At 70.6% G+C, this 21,491-nt stretch carries 23 protein-coding genes; 8 read left to right on the top strand and 15 right to left on the bottom strand.

From position 1 onward, the window contains the following. Positions 1–657 (bottom strand): tyrosine-type recombinase/integrase (locus ABD335_RS20825; RefSeq protein ID WP_486387928.1); only part of this gene is annotated, 657 nt, incomplete at its 3' end. A 56-nt stretch (positions 658–713) separates the two neighbouring features. On the opposite strand from ABD335_RS20825, the gene ABD335_RS20820 reads away from it, so the two are divergent. Beyond that, entirely contained in the window at positions 714–950 is a 237-nt protein-coding gene (locus ABD335_RS20820) for a hypothetical protein (RefSeq protein WP_344325670.1), read from the top strand. Between the two features lie 65 nt (positions 951–1,015). Here ABD335_RS20820 and ABD335_RS20815 read toward each other — a convergent pair whose 3' ends face one another. The 6 genes from ABD335_RS20815 to ychF form a co-directional block, all read right to left on the bottom strand. Beyond that, positions 1,016–2,818 (bottom strand): pentapeptide repeat-containing protein, encoded by a 1,803-nt coding sequence (locus tag ABD335_RS20815; RefSeq protein WP_344325667.1) that lies wholly within the window; start codon positions 2,816–2,818, stop codon positions 1,016–1,018. 556 nt (positions 2,819–3,374) lie between these two features. Further along, complete coding sequence (locus ABD335_RS31035; protein WP_486387927.1) at positions 3,375–3,662, bottom strand: DUF7848 domain-containing protein; 288 nt, start codon at positions 3,660–3,662, stop codon at positions 3,375–3,377. 515 nt (positions 3,663–4,177) lie between these two features. Next, complete coding sequence (locus tag ABD335_RS20810) at positions 4,178–5,011, bottom strand: helix-turn-helix domain-containing protein (RefSeq protein WP_344325663.1); 834 nt, start codon at positions 5,009–5,011, stop codon at positions 4,178–4,180. Continuing rightward, complete coding sequence (locus tag ABD335_RS20805) at positions 5,008–5,523, bottom strand: DUF6879 family protein (protein ID WP_344325660.1); 516 nt, start codon at positions 5,521–5,523, stop codon at positions 5,008–5,010. Before ABD335_RS20805 ends, ABD335_RS20810 begins: the two co-directional genes overlap by 4 nt. After that, the gene (locus tag ABD335_RS20800; protein WP_344325657.1) at positions 5,507–5,716 is read right to left on the bottom strand and encodes a hypothetical protein; all 210 of its coding nucleotides are present in this window, start codon (positions 5,714–5,716) and stop codon (positions 5,507–5,509) included. Before ABD335_RS20800 ends, ABD335_RS20805 begins: the two co-directional genes overlap by 17 nt. Before the next feature lie 366 nt (positions 5,717–6,082). Continuing rightward, complete coding sequence (ychF, locus tag ABD335_RS20795) at positions 6,083–7,171, bottom strand: redox-regulated ATPase YchF (RefSeq protein ID WP_344325654.1); 1,089 nt, start codon at positions 7,169–7,171, stop codon at positions 6,083–6,085. A gap of 338 nt (positions 7,172–7,509) precedes the next feature. Between ychF and ABD335_RS20790 the strand changes: the two genes are divergently transcribed. Beyond that, positions 7,510–7,977: a DUF6542 domain-containing protein gene (locus ABD335_RS20790; RefSeq protein ID WP_344325651.1), complete on the top strand. Its 468-nt coding sequence runs from the start codon at positions 7,510–7,512 to the stop codon at positions 7,975–7,977. Here ABD335_RS20790 and ABD335_RS20785 read toward each other — a convergent pair. Continuing rightward, complete coding sequence (locus ABD335_RS20785) at positions 7,974–8,954, bottom strand: 4-hydroxy-3-methylbut-2-enyl diphosphate reductase (RefSeq protein ID WP_344325648.1); 981 nt, start codon at positions 8,952–8,954, stop codon at positions 7,974–7,976. The genes ABD335_RS20790 and ABD335_RS20785 overlap by 4 nt on opposite strands. 105 nt (positions 8,955–9,059) lie before the next feature. On the opposite strand from ABD335_RS20785, the gene xseA reads away from it, so the two are divergent. The 3 genes from xseA to ABD335_RS20770 all read left to right on the top strand — a co-directional run bounded on the left by xseA (position 9,060) and on the right by ABD335_RS20770 (position 11,314). Next, positions 9,060–10,283: an exodeoxyribonuclease VII large subunit gene (gene xseA, locus ABD335_RS20780; RefSeq protein ID WP_344325645.1), complete on the top strand. Its 1,224-nt coding sequence runs from the start codon at positions 9,060–9,062 to the stop codon at positions 10,281–10,283. 38 nt (positions 10,284–10,321) lie between these two features. Continuing rightward, positions 10,322–10,621, top strand: a complete 300-nt coding sequence (locus ABD335_RS20775) for an exodeoxyribonuclease VII small subunit (protein WP_344325642.1) — start codon at positions 10,322–10,324, stop codon at positions 10,619–10,621. A 99-nt stretch (positions 10,622–10,720) separates the two neighbouring features. Next, on the top strand, positions 10,721–11,314 hold the full coding sequence (locus tag ABD335_RS20770; RefSeq protein WP_344325639.1) for a malonic semialdehyde reductase: 594 nt from the start codon (positions 10,721–10,723) through the stop codon (positions 11,312–11,314). Between the two features lie 53 nt (positions 11,315–11,367). On the opposite strand, the gene ABD335_RS20765 is transcribed toward ABD335_RS20770, so the two are convergent. Continuing rightward, positions 11,368–11,898 (bottom strand): DUF4245 domain-containing protein, encoded by a 531-nt coding sequence (locus ABD335_RS20765; RefSeq protein WP_425583688.1) that lies wholly within the window; start codon positions 11,896–11,898, stop codon positions 11,368–11,370. Between the two features lie 180 nt (positions 11,899–12,078). Between ABD335_RS20765 and glpX the strand changes: the two genes are divergently transcribed. After that, entirely contained in the window at positions 12,079–13,113 is a 1,035-nt protein-coding gene (gene glpX, locus ABD335_RS20760; RefSeq protein WP_344325633.1) for a class II fructose-bisphosphatase, read from the top strand. 111 nt (positions 13,114–13,224) lie between these two features. Here glpX and ABD335_RS20755 read toward each other — a convergent pair whose 3' ends face one another. Both ABD335_RS20755 and ABD335_RS20750 read right to left on the bottom strand, forming a co-directional pair. Beyond that, positions 13,225–13,584 (bottom strand): WhiB family transcriptional regulator, encoded by a 360-nt coding sequence (locus tag ABD335_RS20755; protein WP_344325630.1) that lies wholly within the window; start codon positions 13,582–13,584, stop codon positions 13,225–13,227. Between the two features lie 266 nt (positions 13,585–13,850). After that, positions 13,851–14,771 carry a LysR substrate-binding domain-containing protein gene (locus tag ABD335_RS20750; RefSeq protein WP_344325628.1) on the bottom strand — a complete coding sequence of 307 codons (921 nt, stop codon included), beginning with the start codon at positions 14,769–14,771 and terminating at the stop codon, positions 13,851–13,853. Positions 14,772–14,987: 216 nt separating this feature from the next. Here ABD335_RS20750 and ABD335_RS20745 point away from each other — a divergent pair, with 216 nt between their 5' ends. Both ABD335_RS20745 and ABD335_RS20740 read left to right on the top strand, forming a co-directional pair. Continuing rightward, positions 14,988–15,542, top strand: a complete 555-nt coding sequence (locus ABD335_RS20745; protein ID WP_344325625.1) for a peroxiredoxin — start codon at positions 14,988–14,990, stop codon at positions 15,540–15,542. A gap of 13 nt (positions 15,543–15,555) precedes the next feature. Further along, positions 15,556–16,107 (top strand): alkyl hydroperoxide reductase, encoded by a 552-nt coding sequence (locus ABD335_RS20740; RefSeq protein ID WP_344325622.1) that lies wholly within the window; start codon positions 15,556–15,558, stop codon positions 16,105–16,107. A 153-nt stretch (positions 16,108–16,260) separates the two neighbouring features. Here the strand turns inward: ABD335_RS20740 and ABD335_RS20735 are convergent, their stop codons facing one another. The 4 genes from ABD335_RS20735 to ABD335_RS20720 all read right to left on the bottom strand — a co-directional run bounded on the left by ABD335_RS20735 (position 16,261) and on the right by ABD335_RS20720 (position 21,465). Then, a complete protein-coding gene (locus ABD335_RS20735; protein WP_425583687.1) occupies positions 16,261–18,351 on the bottom strand; it encodes a SpoIIE family protein phosphatase in 2,091 nt (696 codons plus the stop codon). A gap of 51 nt (positions 18,352–18,402) precedes the next feature. Further along, the gene (locus ABD335_RS20730) at positions 18,403–19,083 is read right to left on the bottom strand and encodes a class I SAM-dependent methyltransferase (RefSeq protein ID WP_344325619.1); all 681 of its coding nucleotides are present in this window, start codon (positions 19,081–19,083) and stop codon (positions 18,403–18,405) included. A gap of 187 nt (positions 19,084–19,270) precedes the next feature. Continuing rightward, on the bottom strand, positions 19,271–19,954 hold the full coding sequence (gene fomD / locus ABD335_RS20725; protein ID WP_344325615.1) for a cytidylyl-2-hydroxypropylphosphonate hydrolase: 684 nt from the start codon (positions 19,952–19,954) through the stop codon (positions 19,271–19,273). Between the two features lie 92 nt (positions 19,955–20,046). Further along, positions 20,047–21,465 carry a class II fumarate hydratase gene (locus ABD335_RS20720; protein WP_344325613.1) on the bottom strand — a complete coding sequence of 473 codons (1,419 nt, stop codon included), beginning with the start codon at positions 21,463–21,465 and terminating at the stop codon, positions 20,047–20,049. Between the last annotated feature and the right edge of the window lie 26 nt (positions 21,466–21,491).

Below are 21,491 nucleotides of genomic sequence, written 5' to 3'. Positions count from 1 at the left end.
CCCGCGGACACGCCACCGGCCCGGCCGTCCCTCGGACGACCGGGCCGACGGCATCCTGCCGTCAACTGTCAGCCTGTACTGCTCGGACATGGCCGCGGCGATGGCGTACACCTCGGCCAGGGTCGGTATCTCGTCCGGGTCCACGGCCGCATCCGCCTCCTTGAGCGGCGGCACGTCGTCACACGGGCTGAAGGGGATGCGCCGCTCCTTCACGGCCGCCGACATCATGGCCCGCAGGATGTTCATGCGGTCGTCGATGGTGGAGGCTGCAAGCCCGTCCGCGGCCAGGGAGGTCTGGAACTTCTTCACGTCCGAGACCGTGAGGCCGGCGATGGTGCGCGCCTCCAGGGCGGGCTCCGGATGGTCCGAGATGAACCCCTGGTAGTTGCGGCGGGTGGACTCGTTGACCGGATGCTGGGCCAGCCACTCCTCGGCCCACTCGCGCAGGGAGACACGGCCGAGCTGGTGGTCTGTGTGGACACCTTCCCGCTTGTCGTTCTCCGCTTTGATCCTGAAGTCCTCCGCCTCCCGCTTCGTCGGGAACGACTTCTCACGCTGACGGCCGCTGCGCCCTCCCGGCTCCCGGTGGCGGACCGTCCACAGGTGTGAGCACCGCGACTGGTTGCGGCGGTCACACTTCTTGAGAACCTTCGCCATCGAAGACATCTCACCCTTCCGGACGAGAAGCGCGTAACGACGTGAGACTTGCGCGCATGCCGCAAGTGCCAGAACACGAAGCGCCCGACGCCAGAGGCAACGAGGCCGGCGGGCGACTCACACGGGAGATCGTGGATGGTGCCCCTGCTCTGGTGAGTGGAAACGGGCCGGTGACTGCGGTCTGGCGAGAGGTTGAGTGGCCGCAGGAGAAGCGGGTTCGCTTTGCACGGCTCATCCTCAAACCAGCCGACATAGAGGAAGACGACGAAGAGGAAGACAAGCGAGCGACGTGACGATGGCGCTCGTTGAAGAGCAGCCAACGGCCACAGTCGGATCGCGTAGCTGTGGCCGTTGGTCGTCAGCGTTTGACTCGGCCACGGACAGCCAAGATGGCCAGACCTAGGAGCACCGGCTCAGTGAATCGAGAAGCCATCTCCATGTAAGTGCCGGCCGTGGTCAGATCTTGACCGGAAGAACGGAAGACGACCGAGTTGATCACCACCCGCAAGGACTTCTCGAATCGCTCGGTCGATAGACGTTCGCGCCACGGTCCAGTGGGATTGACCGGATCGGGTGTTTCCGTGGTCATCGTAATGTTGCGACCGGTGAGAGTTCCGGTGCTAGTCGACTTCGGAGAGTCCTGTGGCAAACCCCACAGCATCATCGCCAGTACGGTGGCGGTCATAGCTGCCAGCAACCAGCCCACGGCTCGGGAGGCACGCAGCCCGTAGCCAGACAGCGCCCAGTACGCAGTAAGTAGAGCGCGCTCGGCCCAGGGAATATCGTCGGCGTGACGGCGCATCTCCATCTCGCCGTAGTAAAAGTCGGCGGCTCCGGGCTCGTGCTTGCCGTCTTCGAAGCTCTTGCGCAACTGCCGGTACACCGGCGCCAGCGCGGCCGGCTCCAATACCTCCTCCCCCTCCGGCGCGGGCATCCAGCCGTCTGCGTCCGCGAAGCGGGTGGCACGCCAGTGATGCTCCTCGGCCAGCGTCCGGCGCGGCGTCCAACGCACTGGGCGCATCCCGCGCCACCGCAGCCCAGAAGGAACGGTAGCCAGGGTGTATCGCCCTTCCAGCCGTAGCTGGTCGAGATGGATGGTCCCGGCAAAGCGGCAGTCGGTGAGGTCGATGTCGGTGAGCACCAAGTGTGCCGCGTCCACTCCCCGCAGCGATACAGCTCGCACGCGGGGGTCTGTCAGGCCGGGCTCGGCCATCTCCTCGTCGCCGAAGACGAAGGGCCGGGAGCGGGCAGAGACACTCACCGGGTACTCCATGACCGCGTCACTCAGGTCCACGGCGGCGTACCTCAGCCGCAGCGCGGCAGTGGAGGCCCAGCGCGTTCGCCGACAGCGCACGGCCGCCGCTGCCACCTCGACAGTCACGGCGCGCTCGAACACCGCCTCCGACAGTTCCAACCTTTCCGTGCACACCAGTGGCCCGACCGTTGTGGCGCGCTCGAACACCGCCCCTTGGAAAGAGGCGCGACCGTCGACCATCGCTCCGCCGAACCAGACATGGTCACCAAAGGTCACCGACGCGAACCGGGCCTCGTGTTCAAACGTCGCATCTTGGAACACGGCGGGGAATTCGAATTTCGCCCCAACGAATACGGCATCACCACTGAACTTCGCCGCCTGAAACCAGACATTTTGACTGAACGTCGCCCCCGTGAACACCGCAACGTCGAGGAAACTCACATCGAAGAACCAGGCGATGTCGCTAAACGTTGCCTCGACGAACCAGGCTTCACCGCTAAAAACTGCTTCACTGAATTGAACTTCATCTTCAAACGTCGCCTCGTCAAACCGGACATGTCCTCCAAAAATCACTCCGGCAAAACTGGCAGGACCGTCAAAATTCGCCCTGACGAACCAAGCATCGCCGAGGCGAGGTTGGCCCGTAACGGGGTCTGTGAGCGCGGCAAGCAGTTCACCCAACAGTTCTTCAGTGAAGGAGGTACCGCGATGATCGATATCGGCGCCCGGAGACAAGGTGGCCAGATAAGCGGCGCGATCACTCTCCTCTAGGTGGTTCAGGCAGGCGTCGTAACCGGGGACAGGGACGCCCCGGCAGCCAACCGGGTCGATCAAGGGATGGGCGCTGTCGCCGCACGGCGGCCAGTCCGGTGTAGGCGGAAGAGGATCAAGGTTTGCAAACGTCATATCTCCGGAGACGTTGATACGCGACCAAGCAGTTTCCGTCGCTGGAACCTCATCGGATGACCAACCATGACTGCACCACGGGCGCCGTCATCCGCCGGTCGGTTCGGCATCGCGCACAAGCGCCCGTGCACGATCGCTGCGGCCAACCACCAGCATCGCTCGGGTTACATGAGCCCCGCCCGCTGCACAGCCCCAGGCGGGCTCGTGAGGGCCGGTCCCGGCCAAGGGCCGCCGAAGGCGCACCGCAGGCTTCTGAACCGCTGCACGCCCCGATCAGCTGACGAGTTGCCGACGCACGGGGCCGTGACTCGCGCCTGGGGTACCACATCGCCACTCTCCAAGGCCACGCATGCGAGTGGGCTATGGCCAACGTTATGTGTAACGGAGCAGTCGACAGCGTCGTGGACCGAGTGCTGCACCTGGAGGGCCTGGAGGCCGAAATCAACATCGCTGCCCTTGCTCGTATGACAGGCATCTCCCGGCAAACCTTTCACGCCCGCCTGCGCGCCGCTCGTGCCTCGGATTAGTCACATCACAAGCCCTCGCGTCATGCGTCTCAACCGCGCAGAACGCGAGGATTCTTGCCTGGGCCGACGCACCGCGCCCAGATGGACAGACCGCCGCTACTCAGCCCGCACGACGAGGGCGAGGGAGATGCAGACCCGCCGGAAGCTCCGGTGCCCGGCCCTGCCGGTATGCCGCATGCACTCCAGGTCGCGGCTGCCCCGTCCTCCGAAGGCCCGGCCTTCCAGTCGCACCGTAGACACTCGGCCTCGTACGTGACGTCAGTGTCCGGGTGCTGTGTGATTCGGTGCGTCACGTACCGCAGAACGGAGCGGGTCATCGAGGGCTCTCCGGGGTCCTCACAGCTTCCGCGACCCGCTCCGCGGCCTCCGCGCGCACCATGCCCACGTGTACGTACGCCGCGCCCTTGTGGGTGACTACGAGACGAACAGAGCCCCAGGCACTCTCGGGAAGGCGAGGGCGGCCAGTGCCGACCGGAGAGTCTCTGCCGCCTCGACGGCTCTCGTACGGGCTTCTCGCCATGTCCGCATGTCCACCGCTTCAGCGCCTCCGCCGCGTCCGGTGCGGGTGGTTGCGAATCTCGACATCGGCGTCTGTCGCCGCCGACAGGTCTTCCCTGTCGCGCGCTTCCTGTCGTTGCTTGACCAGTGCCCCGCACACATCACACCCCGGTGCCGGCTCCGGGAGCGGGAGGGGGAGTGCCAAGTTCACCGGCCCCGCCATCGTCGTCTTCCTTGTGCTCACTGCACGACCTTCCGCCGACTGCCTGTGCGGTAGCGATACTCCCGCGAGACCCGTTTCTGTTCGCGCTTTAGTCGCGTTGTGGGGTAAAGATCAAGAGCGACAGGCAGCCGACCACTCGGCAAGTTTCGCTCTGGCCGCTTCACCGAACAGGGCGGATTCCTCGTACCCGGAGAACTCCTTCAGGTAGCTCTGGATGTCTCGACCATCGCGCAGCACGAGACTGCCCGCCGAGGTCTCGATGGTGACCAGCGACGCGTCATAGATGGTGAAGGTGTTCAGCGGATTCGTGGGAGTAGGAGTCCCCATCGGGATCACTCCGATACGCACGTTCGGCAAGTAGGTGAGCGAGGCCAGGCGATCCATCTGCTCAGCCAGCGCCAGTGGAGAAACGACCGGCCAGCGGACCGCCTGCTCGGTGAGGATGAACGTGAACTGTTTCGATGTGTCGTAGAGGACAGCCTGCCTCTCCAGCTTTCCCGCTATCGCTTTGCTCGTGTCCGCCGGGGAGTGAGCGAGGCTCGCCCGCACGTATTCCGGGGTGGCCAGCAGGCCGGTGACCATCGAAAGCAGGAAGTACCGCATGTGCGTCGAGGACGCTTCGAGCGCCTTCAGTTCCGCCTGCCTCGTCCCGATCCCTTTACGACGCAGCTCCCGCAGGTTCCTCCACTCCGTGTTGGCCATCCTGGCGAGTGCCGAGACCTCGGCGACCGTGCTCGGTGGCGCGTCGAGGGCTCGGAGGATCTGCTCGACGTCGACCAGGGACGGCCGCACCTTGCCGTTCTCGATGCGGCTCACCTTGGACTGAGACATGTTGCAGCGCGCGGCGAGCCGAACCCCGGAGAGCCCGGCTCGCTTGCGCAGGTCTCGGAGCATCGAGGCCAGCTCCTGACCGGACTGGCCGAGCTGCTCGGGCTCGAACGTCACTCGTTCACGTACTCCAGGAACGGCACCGACTCGGCGATCGCGATCCGCTGGTACTCGATGAACGGCGCCGGGTCGCCCTCGTACAGCTCCCGGCCGATCTGCGTTCCGTCTTCCTCGTAGTGCATGAGGACGACCCTCGAACGATCGAACATCCAGAAGTCCTGGACTCCCGGCAGGGGATTCTCCCGGTCCGTTACGTCGAGGATTCGGATGTCCTCGCCGGCCAGCACGTGCGGGGCGTAGTACCGCGAGAACTCGAACCGCAGGTACTCGGACAGCGGGCGGGCCACGATGTGCACTCGCCCCTTCCGCTTCCCCTCCCCTCGTATCCGCTTCAGGTTCTCGGTGTACGCGGACGAGTAAGTGCGCGGGTCGACTCGCTTACCGGCCCGGAACGCTTCGAGTTCTTCCGTCTCCTGGGGGACGAGGTACTGCGGCAAGGTCTCCAGCCGCCACGCTTCCGACTGGAATTCCCGGAGCGTCGCCCGCCACTCGTCACCATCCAAGCGCACGGAACGCCTCCCGAAGAACGCTTTCCGGAATCTCGACCAGCCCCTCCCCCCGCGGTGGCGCGAAGGCGTCGGACACGTCGCCCTGCACGATGAACGTCCCCCGCTCGGTGCGGTACACGTTCGGGCAGTCGTCCTCGCCGCACTCGCCGTTCCCGTTGCCGGTCAGTCGGGTCAGCTCTGCACGTTCGGACACATCCACTCCCCTGTCCGCGGCTCCTGGTGGAGCCGTTCAGGACGACCGTACGAAGGCCGTAGAGGGCCGGTCTATGTACTTCGGCGACTATGCACGTCTTTGCATGAAGAGGCCGCGAGCGGCCCGTCAGAGGCAGCCCCTCGCGCCTGCGGCGCCAGCCGGAAAGCGGAGCCGGTCAGCACCCGAAGAAGGCCAGGTCACAGGCGCTTCCAGCCGTGCCGATGCGTCAGCACCAAGTCAGCACAGGGCCAGGAAAGCAGCCTGAAACAGCCGGGGAAAACAGGAAGGGGCCAGATCTTGCGATCCGGCCCCTGACCTGGGGTTCCCTACCCTGATCGGCGGTTCAGTCGATCAGGGAATCAGGCATCACACGTTGAAGCGGAACTCCACCACGTCGCCGTCCTGCATCACGTAGTCCTTGCCCTCCATGCGGGCCTTGCCGCGGGCGCGGGCCTCGGCGACCGACCCCGCCTCGACCAGGTCGTCGAAGGAGATGACCTCGGCCTTGATGAAGCCCTTCTGGAAGTCGGTGTGGATCACGCCGGCCGCCTCGGGGGCCGTGGAGCCCTTCTTGATCGTCCAGGCGCGGGTCTCCTTCGGGCCCGCCGTGAGGTAGGTCTGCAGACCGAGCGTGTCGAAGCCGACACGTGCGAGGGTGGCCAGCCCGGGCTCCTCCTGGCCGACCGACTGGAGGAGTTCGAGGGCGTCGGCCTCGTCCAGCTCGACCAGCTCGGACTCCAGCTTGGCGTTGAGGAAGATCGCCTCGGCGGGGGCGACCAGCGCGCGCTGCTCCTTCTTGAACGCCTCGTCCGACAGCTCCTCCTCGTCCACGTTGAAGACGTAGAGGAAGGGCTTGGTGGTCAGCAGGTGGAGGTCGTGGAGGATCGCGGCCTGCTCGGTGCCCTGGGCGATGCCCGCGGAGAACAGGGTGCGGCCCTCGTCCAGGATGGCCTTGGCCTCCTCGACGGCCTTCACCTTGGGCTGGACGTCCTTCTTGACCCGGGCCTCCTTCTGGAGCCGGGGCAGGACCTTCTCGATCGTCTGGAGGTCGGCGAGGATCAGCTCGGTGTTGATCGTCTCGATGTCGTCCTTGGGCGAGACCTTGCCGTCGACGTGGACGACGTTCTCGTCCCGGAAGGCGCGGATGACCTGGCAGATCGCGTCCGACTCGCGGATGTTCGCCAGGAACTTGTTGCCCAGGCCCTCGCCCTCGCTCGCGCCGCGCACGATGCCCGCGATGTCGACGAAGTCCACGGTCGCCGGGACGACGCGCTCCGAGCCGAAGATCTCGGCGAGCCTGGCCAGCCGGCCGTCGGGGACGCCGACGACGCCGATGTTCGGCTCGATGGTGGCGAACGGGTAGTTGGCCGCCAGGACGTCGTTCTTGGTCAGGGCGTTGAACAGGGTCGACTTGCCGACATTGGGCAGACCGACGATTCCGATCGTGAGCGACACGTGGCGACTTCCCGTAACGAGAGGATCTTGGTGGATCGGCCCGGGCGGGGCCGATCCCCCAGTCTACGGGCACCCAAAGGGCTGCCTGGGCGTGTCCGTACCGCCCTCCGGGCCGGTGGGCGTCCTACGTTGGTGAGGTGGAGCAACACAGTGCGCGCATCATCCGTGACCGTCGGCATCTCCTTCGTCGGGGCCGGGCGGCACAGCCCCCCTCCCCCGACGCGCGGGACGAGGCACGCGGTCCCGGACGGGACCGCCTCGAACGGGAACGCCCCGGACGGAAACGACCCGCCGGGGATCGCCCCGCCGGGGACCGGCCCCGCCCGGCCTCCGGAGCCGTGACCGCCCGACGCACCTGGCCGCCCGGCGCGCGGCTCACCGGGCTGGGCTGCGGCCTGCTGGCCACCGGGTCGGCGACGGCGGCCGGCGGGCTGGACGCGCTGCTGCTGGACGGGGACCCCACGGTGTACGGGATCTGCTTCGTGCTGGTCAGCGCCGTGTGCGCGCTGTGGGTGAGGCCGGCGGACCTGGCCGCGGCGCCGATCGCGGCACCGATCGCCTTCACCGCCGGGCTGCTGTTCCTCGGCGGCGACTCGGGCGGGTCGGCCGGGTGGCTCGTGGAGCTGGTGACCGCGCTGGCCGTCAACGCCGGGTGGGTGTACGGCGGCACGCTGGCCGCCGTGCTGGTCGTCCTCGCCCGGGCGGGCGTCGGCCGCCGCGGGTCCGGCCGGTTCGCCAAGCCCGGCCGGCTCGCCAGGACGCGGCTCGCCCGGCCGGACGGTCTCGGCGAGGGCCGGTCGGGTTAGCCGGCGGCCTTCCGCGCCGCCTCGGCGCGCAGGTCCCGCCGCAGCTCCTTGGGCAGGGAGAAGGTGATGGACTCCTCTGCCGCCTTGACGATCTCCACGTCCGTGAAGCCGCGCTGCGCCAGCCACTCCAGGACCTCCTCCACCAGCACCTCCGGCACGGAGGCGCCGGAGGTGACGCCGACCGTGGCGACGCCCTCCAGCCAGGTCTCGTCGATCTCGGAGGCGAAGTCCACCAGGTGCGCGGCCTTGGCGCCGGCGCCGAGGGCGACCTCGACGAGCCGCTTGGAGTTCGAGGAGTTCTGCGAGCCGACCACGATGACCAGGTCGGCCTCGGCGCCCATCAGCTTGACCGCGTTCTGCCGGTTCTGCGTGGCGTAGCAGATGTCGTCGCTGGGCGGGGAGACGAGCTTCGGGAACCGCTGCTTGAGCCTGTCGACGGTCTCCATGGTCTCGTCGACGGAGAGGGTGGTCTGGGAGAGCCAGACGACCTTGGACTCGTCGCGCACGGTGACGTTCTCCACGTCGTCCGGACCGTCGACGAGGGTGATGTGGTCGGGGGCCTCGCCGGAGGTGCCGATGACCTCCTCGTGGCCCTCGTGGCCGATCAGGAGGATGTCGTAGTCCTCCTTGGCGAAGCGGACCGCCTCCTTGTGGACCTTGGTGACCAGCGGGCAGGTCGCGTCGATGGTGGCGAGCTTCCGCCGCTCGGCCTCCTCGTGCACGATCGGCGCCACGCCGTGCGCGGAGAACATCACGATGGAGCCCTCGGGGACCTCGTCCGTCTCGTCGACGAAGATCGCGCCCTTCTTCTCCAGCGTCTTCACGACGTACTTGTTGTGGACGATCTCGTGACGGACGTAGATCGGCGCGCCGTACTGCTCCAGGGCCTTCTCGACGGCGATCACGGCGCGGTCGACTCCCGCGCAGTAGCCGCGGGGCGCGGCGAGGAGGACCCGGCGTGCGGTCGTAGCAGTCATGGGCCCATCGTACGGGCCGGATCGACGGGCCCGGGACGAGGGACGCGGGGGCGGGGAGGCCGCCGGCGGGGCCCGCCTGTCGGCTCCGGCGGTTAGCCTCCTCGCATGGCTCTCAACACGTCGCCCGAGGCGCCGGTCCCCGTCGGCGAGGTGTCGCGGCTGATCGGCGGATGGATCGACCGGCTCGGCGCCGTCTGGGTGGAGGGGCAGATCACGCAGCTCTCCCGGCGCCCCGGCGCGGGGGTGGTGTTCATGACCCTGCGCGACCCCTCCCACGACGTCTCCCTGACCGTGACCTGCTACCGCGCCGTCTTCGACCGGGTCGCGGACGTGGTCTCCGAGGGCGCCCGGGTGGTGGTGCACGGCAAGCCGGAGTGGTACGCGCAGCGCGGCCGGCTCTCCCTGCGGGTGGCGGACATCCGGCCGGTCGGGGTCGGCGAGCTGCTGGCGCGGCTGGAGCGGCTGAAGAGGTCGCTCGCCGCCGAGGGGCTGTTCGCGGCCGAGCGGAAGAAGCCGTTGCCGTTCCTCCCCCGGCTGATCGGCCTGGTCACCGGGCGGGCCTCGGCGGCCGAGCGGGACGTGCTGGAGACGGCCCGGCAGCGCTGGCCCGCCGTCCGCTTCGCGGTGCGCAACGTGGCCGTGCAGGGCGTGCACGCGGTGCCGCAGGTGATCCAGGCGGTCAAGGAGCTGGACGCCGACCCGGCCGTGGACGTGATCATCGTGGCCCGGGGCGGCGGCAGCGTGGAGGACCTGCTGCCCTTCTCCGACGAGCAGTTGGTGCGGACGGTGGCCGACTGCGTCACGCCCGTCGTCTCGGCGATCGGGCACGAGCCGGACACCCCGCTGCTGGACCTGGTGGCCGACCTGCGCTCCCGGACGCCGACGCACGCCGCCAAGGACGTGGTGCCGGACGTCCGCGAGGAGATGGAGCGGGTGCGGCAGTTGCGCGAGCGGGCGCTGCGGGCGGTCGAGACGATGCTGGAGCGGCAGGAGCGCGGCCTGGCGGACACCATGAGCCGTCCGGTGATGGCCCGTCCGTACACGATGGTGAAGGAGCGCGAGGAGCAGGTCGAGGCGCTGCTCGACCGGAGCCGCCGGACGCTCGGCCACCTGCTGGACCGGGCCGGCACGGAGCTGGAGCACACCCTCGCCCGGGTCGTCGCGCTGTCGCCCGCGGCGACGCTCCGGCGCGGCTACGCGGTGCTCCAGCGGGCCGACGGGAGCGCGGTGCGGGCGCCCGGGGAGGTGGCGGACGGCGAGGAGCTGCGCGCCCGCCTCGCCGAGGGCGAGTTGACGGTGGTGGCCCGGCGGGCGGACGAGGGCGAGTGAGCCGCGGAGGTGTCCGACCGCGGCCCTAGGCTGGTCGCATGACGGATACGAGCACCCCACAGCCGATCGAGGAGATGGGCTACGAGCAGGCGCGCGACGAACTGATCGCCGTGGTCCGACGTCTGGAGGCGGGCGGTTCCACGTTGGAGGAGTCGCTGGCCCTGTGGGAGCGGGGCGAGCAGCTGGCCGCGGTCTGCCGCCGCCGGCTGGAGGGCGCCCGGGCCCGGCTGGACGCGGTGCTGGCGGAGGACGCCGCCGGGGAGGACGGCGAGGAGGGTCCGGAGGAGTCCGGGGAGGTCGGGGAGGACGACGAACTCGGCGGGGAGGGCCGGGCGTGACGGTTTCCGCGTGACGGACCCCACGTGCGACCGCTCGGACCTCCTCCCTAGAGTAGATGGTGCAACATTCAACCATTTACTCGAAGAGGCACGCTCCCCATGACCCTGGCTCTCGACAACGCCGCCCAGGACCTGCTCTTCCGCGAGGCCCACACCGCGCACGCCTTCACCGACGAACCGGTGTCCGACGAGCAGATCCGGGCGATCCACGACCTGGTGAAGTACGGGCCGACCGCCTTCAACCAGTCGCCGCTGCGCATCACCCTGGTCCGCTCCCCCGAGGCCCGGGAGCGGCTGGTCCGGCAGCTGAGCGAGGGCAACCGGGCCAAGACCGCGGCCGCACCGCTGACCGCCGTCCTCTCGGTCGACCTCGACTTCCACGAGCGGCTGCCGGAGCTGGCCCCGCACGCCCCGAACCTCAAGGACGCCTTCTTCTCCGAGCTCTCCGTCCGCGAGGCGGCGGGCTCCTTCAACGCCGCGATCCAGATCGGCTACTTCATCGTCGGCGTCCGCGCCGCCGGGCTGGCCGCCGGGCCGATGACCGGCTTCGACGCCGAGGGCATCAACAAGGAGTTCTTCGGCGACGGCAGGCAGAAGGTGCTGGCCGTGGTGAACATCGGCAAGCCCGGCCCGGACGCCTACCGCCCCCGGGCGCCGCGCCTGGCCTACGAGGACGTCGTCACCACCGTCTGACCCCCTCCTGCGCACCCCGACGCCCCCCGGCGCCCCCGGCCGGCCGCCGCCGCTCAGCCCTCCTCGGCCTCCAGCGCGGCGGCCAGCCGCGCGAGGCCGTCGAACGACGCCGTGCCGGTGACCACCGTGGTCACCCCGGGCTCCCGACGCACCAGCGCGTCGTACTTGGGCCCCTCGTAGCGCGTCCACTCCTCGCCGTCGATCTTCTGGACGCGCTCGGTCTCCTCCGCGCCGTGGGTGACCTCGGCGACGAACGCGTCGGACTCGCCGTCGCTCTGCTCGACGGCCGCGTACTGGTCGTCCGGGTCCATGAACCCCAGGTGCCACACGCTCCCGTGGTCGCTCTGCGCCTCGTACCTCACCGAGGTGGCGCGCCAGGTCTCGGGCAGCCCGACCGGCGCGGCCACCGGGTACGGCGCCGCGCGCCGGGCCGTGATCAGCTCCGTGTCGTAGCTGATCGGACGGACCGGGTCCAGCGAGTCGTCGTGCGGGATGAACAGGTACACGACGCCGACGCCGAGAAGGATCACCAGCATCGACAGCACCATGTCCCGCGCTGTCTGCGTGCCGCTCTTGCTTGCCACGGCTCCATCGTCCCCCATGCCCGATTCCGCCCGCCGCACCACCCCCCGCCTGTCCGCCCGCGCGCTCATCCGTGGGGCACTCTGCTCACTTTGCCGCTCCCCCGGATAGGGTCGAAGCACCCTCAAAACTTCGGCCGTCGCGTTCGGAGGCCGTACAGACGTGCAGAAAGGTGCGTCACGATGACCGATCACCACCACCTTCCCTCCCAGCTCGAGGTCAGCCCCGAAGCCCCCGACCGCAACCTCGCCCTGGAGCTCGTCCGCGTCACCGAGGCGGGCGCCATGGCATCGGGCCGCTGGGTGGGCCGCGGCGACAAGAACGGCGCGGACGGCGCCGCCGTCAAGGCCATGCGCACCCTGATCTCCACCGTCTCGATGAACGGCGTCGTCGTCATCGGCGAGGGGGAGAAGGACGAGGCCCCGATGCTCTACAACGGCGAGCGGTTGGGCGACGGGACCGGCCCGGAGTGCGACGTGGCCGTGGACCCGGTGGACGGCACGACCCTGACGGCCAAGGGCATGGGCAACGCCGTGTCGGTGCTGGCCGTGGCCGAGCGCGGCTCGATGTTCGACCCGAGCGCCGTGTTCTACATGGACAAGCTGGTCACCGGACCGGAGGCCGCGGAGTTCGTCGACATCACGGCGCCGCCCTCGGTCAACATCCGTCGGGTGGCCAAGGCCAAGGGCAGCGCCCCCGAGGACGTCACCGTGGTGATCCTCGACCGGCCCCGCCACGCGGACATCGTGCGGGAGGTCCGGGAGTCGGGCGCCCGGATCAAGTTCATCTCGGACGGCGACGTCGCGGGCGCGATCATGGCCGCCCGGGAGGGCACCGGCGTCGACCTGCTGCTGGGCATCGGCGGCACGCCGGAGGGCGTCATCGCGGCCTGCGCGATCAAGTGCCTGGGCGGTGTCGTCCAGGGCAGGCTGTGGCCGAAGGACGACGAGGAGCGGCAGAGGGCGATCGACGCGGGCCACGACCTGGATCGGATCCTGACCACCGACGACCTGGTCAGCGGCGACAACGTGTTCTTCGTCGCCACCGGTGTCACGGACGGCGAACTGCTGCGGGGGGTGCGCTACCGCGGGGAGACCGCCACCACCCAGTCCCTGGTGATGCGGTCGAAGTCCGGCACGATCCGCCTCATCGACTCCACCCACAGGCTGTCGAAGCTGCGCGCCTACAGCGCCATCGACTTCGACCGGGCCCGCTGAACCGGTCGTCGAACGCCCCGGCGGCGGGTTCGAGGCCCGCCGCCGTACGGGGTGCCGGCCGGCGGTCGCGCGCCGGGCCGGAGGGTCGTTCGGCCGGTTCGACCGGGTCGGTCAGGCGATGCGGGACACCTGCGCGGACTGCACCGGCTCGGTGTCGCGGCGGCGCCGGCGGGCGAGCATCACCCTGCGCTCGGCCGCGGTCAATCCGCCCCACACGCCGTACGGCTCGGGCTGGAGCAGTGCGTGCTCACGGCACTCGACGAGCACCGGGCAGCGCGCGCAGACCCGCTTGGCCGCCTGCTCCCGGGAGAGACGGGCGGCGGTGGGTTCCTTGGAGGGGGCGAAGAACAACCCGGCCTCGTCCCTGCGGCAGACCGCCTCGGAGTGCCACGGTCCTGCCTGGTCCCGTGAGGACGTGCGCTGGACGGGGACGACGGCGGCCTGCGGAGACTGATGCGGCGTTGGCAGCACGGTCTACTCCTGACGACGGCTACGGTTGTTCGATCTGTCGATTGAGTCACCTTGATCCGCCTTGCTGCGCACGGCAGTTCGCGCTGCGGCCGTACGAGAGACGATGCATGCGGCCTACCCACTGTGCGCGCGCTTATGCATACCGTGGCGTATCACCGAGAGCCTTTGGCCAACGCTTCGGCCCCGCTGGTGGACGGGGCCCGTGACACGGTGTGCGCAGCGTGCGCGCGGTGCGGCGGGGGGCGCGGAGCCCGCCGTCCGCGCCGTCACTCCACGATGCGCACCGGAAGTGGACGCATTGCCTCCCGCAAATCCTTGGCGAGCACCTCGAACTCGTGCCGCCGCGCCGCGCCCGCCCGCATCGCCAGGCCGATCCGCCGCGAGGGCGCCGGGGCGGCGAACCGGGCGGTCGCCAGCATCTCGTTCCGCTCCGTCTCCACGTGCAGCGAGGTGCGCGGCAGCAGCGTCACCCCGAGCCCGCCGGCGACGAGCTGGACCAGGGTGGAGAGCCCGGCCGCGCTCGTGCCGGCCGGCACGCCCTCGGACCGCCCGACCTCCCGGCAGACGTCCAGGGCCTGCTGCCGCAGACAGTGCCCCTCGTCCAGGAGCAGCAGCTCCAGGTCGCGCAGGGCCTCACGCGGCAGGCCGTCCCGGCCCGCCAGCGCGTGACCGCGGGGCGTCACCAGGACGAAGTCCTCGTCGAACAGCGGCACCGTGACCACGCCGGAGGCCGCCGCGGACTCCTGCGAGCCGAGCGGCACCGCGAGCAGCAGCAGGTCGAGCCGCCCGCCCAGCAGCCCTTCGAGCAGCGAGGCCGTCTGCTCCTCGTGCACCTGGAGATCCAGGTTGGGATAGCGATCGTGAACGAGTCGGAGCACCGTCGGCAGCAGGTACGGCGCGCAGGTGGGGATCACCCCGAGGCGCAGCGGACCCGTGAACGGCCCCCGCACCGCCTCCGCCTCCTCCAGCAGCTCGCCGACCGCTTCCAGGACCGTGCGGGCGCGGGCGGCCAGCCGTTCGCCCGCCGGGGAGAGCAGTACCCTGCGCGTCGTACGCTCGAGCAGTTGTACGCCCAGCGTCTCCTCCAGTGCCGCGACGGCTCCCGACAGGGCGGGTTGGCTCATGCCGATCTCCGCGGCGGCCTCCCGGAAGTGCAGGTGCTCCGCCACGGCCGTGAACGCCCGCAACTGGGACAGGGTGGGGGGACGTCCCTGGCGGGGATGCCCCTGTCGGGGGTGTCCCTGGCGGGGATGTCGGGTCGGCGGAGCCAACGATAACCTCCTTCGATCAATGTCAGTGAGTCTAGTTATTTCTGTGATCAATGCTGTCTATGGCAGTGTGGATCATGTCCAACCCTCAGGAAAACCCCGATCAGGGGCATTTCCGCGCAACAAGGAGAGCGTGTGCTCACTGTCGGAGACAAGTTCCCCGAGTTCGACCTGACCGCTTGTGTGGACCTCGACGCCGACAAGGCGTTCGAGCAGATCAACCACAAGACCTACGAGGGCAAGTGGAAGGTCGTCTTCTTCTGGCCGAAGGACTTCACCTTCGTCTGCCCGACCGAGATCGCCGCTTTCGGCAAGCTGAACGACGAGTTCGCGGACCGCGACGCCCAGATCCTGGGTGTCTCCGGTGACTCCGAGTACGTCCACCACGCCTGGCGCAAGGACCACCCCGACCTGCGCGACCTGCCCTTCCCGATGCTGGCCGACCCCAAGCACGAGCTGATGCGGGCCTGCGGCGTCGAGGGCGAGGACGGCTACGCCCAGCGCGCGGTCTTCATCGTCGACCAGAACAACGAGATCCAGTTCACCATGGTGACCGCCGGCTCCGTGGGTCGTAACCCCAAGGAGGTCCTGCGGGTGCTGGACGCCCTGCAGACCGACGAGCTGTGCCCCTGCAACTGGACCAAGGGCGAGGAGACCCTCGACCCGGTCAAGCTGCTCGCGGGCGAGTGAGGCGGATTCCGACATGGCTCTCGACGACCTGAAGTCGGCCCTGCCCGACTACGCCAAGGACCTCAAGCTCAACCTCGGCTCGGTGATAGGCAACTCCGACCTGCCCCCGCAGCAGCTGTGGGGCACGGTGCTGGCCTGCGCGATCGCCTCCCGCTCCGCCAAGGTGCTGACCGAGCTGGAGCCCGAGGCGAAGGCCAACCTCTCCCCCGAGGCGTACACCGCGGCCAAGGCCGCCGCCGCCATCATGGCGATGAACAACGTCTTCTACCGGACCCGGCACCTGCTGTCGGACCCGGAGTACGGCACCCTGCGCGCGGGCCTGCGGATGAACGTCATCGGCAACCCGGGCGTGGACAAGACCGACTTCGAGCTGTGGTCGCTGGCCGTCTCCGCCGTCAACGGCTGCGGGCAGTGCCTGGACTCCCACGAGCAGGTGCTCCGCAAGGCCGGGGTGGACCGCGAGACGATCCAGGAGGCCTTCAAGATCGCGGCCGTCGTCCAGGCGGTCGGCACGGTCCTGGACGCCGAGGCGGCCCTGGCCGACCCGGCTCCGACCCAGGTCTGACCACCGTCCGGTCCCGGCACGGCACACCGCCGAACGGCCCCGAACCCGTCACCGGTTCGGGGCCGTTCCGCGTGTCGCCCGCCATCCGGCGCGGCGTCCGCCGGGCCGGTGGTCTCGTCCGCCGGGCCGGTGGCCGGCCTTCCGCGGGAGCCCCTACGGAAAGGGGATCTCGAACCAGACCACCTTGCCCGTGCTCAGCCGGGTGGCGCCCCAGCGCCGGGCGAGCCGGTTGACCAGGTACAGCCCCCGGCCTCCCTCGTCCGTGGCCCGGGCCTGCCGCAGCCGCGGCAGTTGCGGGACGTCGTCCCCGACCTCGCAGCGCAGCACGTCGGTGCGGAGCAACCGCAGCGTGATGGGGCGTTCGGCGTAGCGGACGGCGTTGGTCACCACCTCGCTGACCAGCAGCTCGACGGAGTCCGTCAGCTCGTCCAGATCCCAGCGCTCCAGCGCGCGCCGCGCCAGCCGGCGGGCCTGCCGCGCGGTCTGGGCGCGCGGGTCGAGGTACCAGTACGCCACGTCGCTGGGCGGTATCCCGTCGAAGCGGGCCGCCAGCAGCGCGATGTCGTCGTCCCGGTCGCCCGGCCCGAGGATGTCCAGCACCTCGTCGCAGAGCGGCTCCAGCGGCGGCGCGGTGTCGGGGCGGGTCAGCCCGGCCGTGTCGGCGAGCTTCTCGCGCAGCTGCTCGATCCCGGTCCACACGTCGCGGTGCCGGGACTCCACCAGGCCGTCGGTGTAGAGCAGCAGCGTGGCGCCCGCCGGGGCGTCCAGCTCCACCGCCTCGAAGTCCACGCCCCCGACGCCGATGGGCGCGCCGGCCGGGATGCGCAGCACCTCGGCCCGGCCGTCGCGGTAGAGCATCACCGGCGGCGGATGCCCGGCGTTGGCCACCACGATCCGGTGCGCCACGGGGTCGTAGACGGTGTACAGGCAGGTCGCCATGCGGTCGCTGCCGAGCCGCTGGGCCTGCTCGTCGAGGTGGTGCAGCACCTCCTGCGGCGGCAGGTCGAGTCCGGCCAGGGTCTGCGCGGTGGTGCGGAGCTGACCCATGATCGCCGCGGAGGTCATGGAGTGGCCCATGACGTCGCCGACCACCAGCGCCACCCGGCCGCCGGGCAGCGGTATCGCGTCGTACCAGTCGCCGCCGACCCGGGCGGTCTCGGCCGCCGGGAGGTAGCGGCTGGCCAGCGTCACGCCGGTGGGCTGGGGCAGCTCGTCGGGGAGCATGGTGCGCTGCAACTCGTCGGCGATGTACGCCTCGCGGCCGTAGAGCACCGCCTTGTCCACGCCCAGCGCGGTGTGCGTGGCGAGTTGCGCGGCCACCAGCAGGTCGTCGGACTCGAAGGCGGACCGGTCGGGGCGGCGCAGGAACACGGCCGCGCCGATCACCCGGCGGCGGCCGCGCAGCGGGGCCAGGATCGCCCGGCGCCCGGCCGGGGCGTCGCGTCCGGGGCCCAGCAGTTCGGGCAGCGCCTCGCGGGCGGTGGGCGAGTCGCCGAACACCGGCCGCACCCCGCGCAGCACCTCGGCCAGCGGACCGCCGCCGCGCACCTCGATCAGCTCCGGGGCCCCGGCCACGGAGCCCTCCGGCGGGCCGACGAGCAGCGGCAGCGGGAACTCCCCCGTGTCGGACGGGTCCTGGTCGGCGGGCGCCGGGGCGGCGTAGTCCGGCAGCCGGTCGGTACGGCGCAGCCGCAGGACGAAGGGGCCGGTGGGCCGCTCGTCCCCCACCGGCAGCGGGTCGCGCAGGTACACCAGGATCGCGTCGGCGAACGCGGGCACGCTGGCCCGGCACAGACCGAGCACGGTCTCGTCCAGGTCCACCCCGCGGGCGATCCGCCGGGTGGCGGCTCCCACGAACCGCAGCCGGTCGCCCCCGCGCCGCTCCCGTTCGGCCCGCTCGTCCCCGCTGGGGTGCTCGGCCGCGCCGGGCGCGGCGTCCCGGTGGGCCTCCTCCGGCCCGGCGGGACGGTGCCGGCCGACGGGCTCGTCGCCGCCCGCGGGCCGGGCGTGGCCCGTCTCCGTCGCGGGTCCGGGCACCGCCGCCTCCGGCGGCCGGCCGGGGGCGCCGTGCGGGGTGTCCGGGGAGGCGCCCGCCGCGGGGTCGGACGCGCGCCGCCCGCCGTCACGGGGATCGGGAAGCGCGGCGGGCGCGGCGTCCGCGTGGCCCGCCACGGGCATGGCCGTGCGGGCACCGCCGCCCGTCGGCCGGGCAGCGGACTGCTGGGGGGTGGGGTACTCCGTCACGCGTAGGGTTCCATCCGTCCGGGGCCGCGCATCGGGCGTGCCCAGCGAGGGCTAGGGGCGTCGTCGGCAGTTCAGGAAGATCTGGATCTCGGGGGACACGTCCGTGCTGGCCGGCGCGTACGCGAACGACTCCTCCCCGGCGATCTCGAAGCCCGCGTCCCGCACCACCTGGCGCAGTTCGTCCCGTAGGTACCCCGATACCCGGATCGTGTTGCCCAGGAACGGGATGCCGAAGTCGTCCACGTCCGCCTCGACCATGCCCAGGGCCAGCGGTCCGCCGGGCTTCAACTGCCCGTGGAGCATCCGCAGGGCGACGGGGATCTCCGCCCGCGGCAGCATCAGCAGCGAGAAGAAGGCGGTGGCGCCGTCGAAGGGGCCCAGGCCGCCGCTCTCCAGGTCGGCGAGGTCCATCTGGTGGAACTCGGCGTCGGGGACGTTCTCCCGGCTGATCTTGACCATGGTGGGGGAGAAGTCGATGCCGACGACCCGGTGCCCGGCCGCCACGAGCTGACGGGCCGTGGGCACCCCGGTGCCGCATCCGACGTCGAGCACCCGCGATCCGGCGGGCAGTTGCTCCGCCAGCCAGGCGCCGGCGGCCGTCTGCCCTTCCTTGTGCGGGAACACCTCGTCGTAGCGGTCGCCGATGGCGTCGAACGCCTCGACCTGGCCGGTGCGGTCGATCGTCGTCCGGTCGTAGTCCGCGTACGCCTGCTGGCCGTCCGTGCTGCTCACGTCTGGGGCTCCTCTCGCGGACGCGCGCCAAGTCCCCTGGCGCGACCGGGAGTTCGTACGGGTGGGGCTCTGTGGGAAGTCCGGGTTGATCCTACGGTCGCGGTCCGGGGACACAGCAAGGGGTTGCGGAATCTCCGTCGTCTCCGTCGCCATCATGCGAGAAGCGGGGGCGCGCCCACCAGCCCCCTCAGCCGATCCGTACCGGTTCGCGGTCCCAGTCCCCCGGCAGCGCGGGGATCGGCCAGGCCGGGTCGGGGCGCCAGTCCTCCCAGCCGTCGCGGAAGGGGCTGCCCCAGGACCGGATCACCTCCACGGCCCGGCGCCCGGCGGCCCGCACGCGCTCCGCCTGGTCCGCGTCCATCAGGCCGGCGCGCTGCGCCTGGTCGAACTCGTCCTCGTCCTTCCACTCCCAGGTGCGGTCGGGGTAGACGGCGATGTCCAGGAAGTGGTCCTCGGAGTCCACCCCGCCCGCCCAGCGGCGCAGCGGCTCCTCCAGGTTCACGTACCAGTTCCTGAACCGCCAGCCGCGGTCCCAGAACAGCCACACCGACCAGGGCTCGCCGGTCCGCGCGAGCTTGAGCACGCCGGTGCCGAACCACCGCGAGCGCACGGTCCTGCGCGGCTTGGTGTAGCGGGTGGCGAGCGGCTCGCGGTGCACGGGCGTGCCGTCGGCCAGCTCGGGCTTGACGCAAGCGGTCCCGGGGGCCATCCACACGGCCAGCAGCTCCGGGGTGTCGCGGACGACGGTCATGGGCCGGCAGATGTGGACGTGGTCGCCGCCGTTGGCCCGGTACCGCCACAGGATGTGCTCACCGGCCCTCCAGCGCGGGCCGTCCGCCGTGTCCGTGTTCTCCTCCGTTTGCGCTGTCATGGACGGATCCTAATCGCGGCCCGCGGGACGTTCCGCGATCCACGCCACGGCCCGCCCGCCGTCCCGGGCGGGCGGGCCGTGGGCGCGGGGGCTCAGGGACGGGTCATGCGCAGCACGTCCAGGGCCTCGTCCAACTGCTCCGGCGTGATCAGTCCGCGCTCGACGTAGCCGGACTCCAGGACCACCTCGCGGATCGTCTTCCGTTCCGCCAGGGACCTCTTGGCGACCTTCGCGGCCTCCTCGTAGCCGATGTACCGGTTCAGCGGGGTCACCACGGACGGCGAGGACTCCGCGTACTCGCGGGCGCGCTCGACGTCCGCCTCGATGCCGTCGACCGTGCGGTCGGCCAGCAGCCGGGAGGCGTTGGCCAGCAGCCGGATGGACTCCAACAGGTTCTTCGCGATCACCGGGAGCATCACGTTCAGCTCGAAGTTGCCGGACGCCCCGGCCACCGCGACCGCCGTGTCGTTCCCCGTGACCTGGGCGGCGACCATCAGGACGGCCTCGGGGATCACCGGGTTGACCTTGCCGGGCATGATCGAGGAGCCGGGCTGGAGGTCGGGCAGACGGATCTCGGCCAGGCCGGTGCGCGGGCCGGAGGCCATCCAGCGCAGGTCGTTGGAGATCTTGGTCAGGCCGACGGCGATCGTGCGGAGCTGACCGGAGGTCTCCACCAGGGCGTCGCGGGCGCCCTGCGCCTCGAAGTGGTCGCGGGCCTCGGTCAGCGGCAGCCCGGTGGCGCGGGCCACCTCGGCGATCACGGCCGCCGAGAAGCCGGGCGGGGTGTTGATGCCGGTGCCCACCGCGGTGCCGCCCAGCGGCAGCTCGGCCAGCCGCGGCAGACAGGCCCGCAGCCGCTCCACCCCGTACCGCATCTGCGCCGCGTACCCGCCGAACTCCTGGCCGAGCGTGACGGGCGTGGCGTCCATCAGGTGGGTGCGGCCGGACTTGACGACGTCGGCGAACTCCTCCGCCTTGCGCTCCAGCGCCTCGGCCAGGTGCTCCAGCGCCGGGATCAGGTCCCCGGTGACGGCCGCGGTCGCCGCGATGTGGATGGAGGAGGGGAAGACGTCGTTGGAGGACTGGCTGGCGTTGACGTGGTCGTTGGGGTGCACCGGCGCGCCCAGCCGCTCGCTCGCGAGCGTGGCGACGACCTCGTTCATGTTCATGTTGGAGGAGGTGCCGGAGCCGGTCTGGAAGACGTCCACCGGGAAGTGGTCGTCCCAGCGCCCGTCGGCGACCTCGGCGGCGGCCTCGGCGATGGCCCGGGCCATCTCCGGCTCCAGGACGCCGAGTTCGGCGTTGACCTTGGCCGCCGCCTCCTTGATCCGGGCCAGCGCCTGGATGTGCGCGCGCTCCAGGCGCAGGCCCGAGATCGGGAAGTTCTCCACGGCGCGCTGGGTCTGTGCCCGCCACCTGGCGTGCGCGGGCACCCGCACCTCGCCCATGGAGTCGCGTTCGATCCGGTGTTCGCCGCTTTTCCTGCTGTGTTCCTCGTTCGTCCCGGTCATGAGGACGAATCTACTTCTTCGGTGCG

The organism is Streptomyces macrosporus (assembly GCF_039533145.1).
GTDB lineage: Bacteria > Actinomycetota > Actinomycetes > Streptomycetales > Streptomycetaceae > Streptomyces > Streptomyces macrosporus.
Note: the sequence above shows the minus strand (reverse complement) of the source record. Positions and strands in the feature narration are given on the sequence as shown.

Excerpts from the sequence above, each read along its gene's own strand:
- ABD335_RS20820 (WP_344325670.1), top strand. The coding sequence starts at position 714 with ATGCCGCAAGTGCCAGAACACGAAGCGCCCGACGCCAGAGGCAACGAG.
- ABD335_RS20815 (WP_344325667.1), bottom strand. The coding sequence starts at position 2,818 with ATGACGTTTGCAAACCTTGATCCTCTTCCGCCTACACCGGACTGGCCG.
- ABD335_RS31035 (WP_486387927.1), bottom strand. The coding sequence starts at position 3,662 with ATGACCCGCTCCGTTCTGCGGTACGTGACGCACCGAATCACACAGCAC.
- ABD335_RS20785 (WP_344325648.1), bottom strand. The coding sequence starts at position 8,954 with ATGACTGCTACGACCGCACGCCGGGTCCTCCTCGCCGCGCCCCGCGGC.
- xseA (WP_344325645.1), top strand. The coding sequence starts at position 9,060 with ATGGCTCTCAACACGTCGCCCGAGGCGCCGGTCCCCGTCGGCGAGGTG.
- ABD335_RS20775 (WP_344325642.1), top strand. The coding sequence starts at position 10,322 with ATGACGGATACGAGCACCCCACAGCCGATCGAGGAGATGGGCTACGAG.
- ABD335_RS20770 (WP_344325639.1), top strand. The coding sequence starts at position 10,721 with ATGACCCTGGCTCTCGACAACGCCGCCCAGGACCTGCTCTTCCGCGAG.
- glpX (WP_344325633.1), top strand. The coding sequence starts at position 12,079 with ATGACCGATCACCACCACCTTCCCTCCCAGCTCGAGGTCAGCCCCGAA.
- ABD335_RS20740 (WP_344325622.1), top strand. The coding sequence starts at position 15,556 with ATGGCTCTCGACGACCTGAAGTCGGCCCTGCCCGACTACGCCAAGGAC.
- fomD (WP_344325615.1), bottom strand. The coding sequence starts at position 19,954 with ATGACAGCGCAAACGGAGGAGAACACGGACACGGCGGACGGCCCGCGC.
- ABD335_RS20720 (WP_344325613.1), bottom strand. The coding sequence starts at position 21,465 with ATGACCGGGACGAACGAGGAACACAGCAGGAAAAGCGGCGAACACCGG.